This is a genomic window from Aquibium pacificum (assembly GCF_040839445.1).
Classification (GTDB): domain Bacteria; phylum Pseudomonadota; class Alphaproteobacteria; order Rhizobiales; family Rhizobiaceae; genus Aquibium; species Aquibium pacificus.
The window spans coordinates 1-284 of sequence record NZ_JBDPGJ010000053.1 but is presented as its reverse complement, the minus strand read 5'-3'; the positions used below and the strand labels follow the sequence as shown (position 1 = coordinate 284).

At 62.3% G+C, this 284-nt stretch carries 1 pseudogene; it reads right to left on the bottom strand.

Going from position 1 to position 284, the window contains the following annotated elements:
* A pseudogene (locus ABGN05_RS30125) lies at positions 1–269 on the bottom strand (hypothetical protein); the annotation flags it as partial.
* Between the last annotated feature and the right edge of the window lie 15 nt (positions 270–284).

Here is a 284-nt window from a genome sequence, read left to right as displayed (position 1 = left end):
ATCACCGCCCCTACCGACAGGTCGATGCCGCCGGTGGCGATCACCAGCGTCATGCCAATCGCCAGCAGCGCCACCGGCGCGGCGCGGTTGAGAATATCGATCGGGCTGCCAAACAGGCGGCCATCCTGGAGCACCACCTGATAAAAATGGGGCGCCACCAGGCTGTCTACCAGCAGAACCAGCAGCAGGGCAATAATCTGCGGGGTGCCCTTCGGCCAGGTGAAGCGTCGCTTCTCCGGGCCGGTTTGCGAAAGAGATCGAGGCATCATGGGTTACTCCTTATG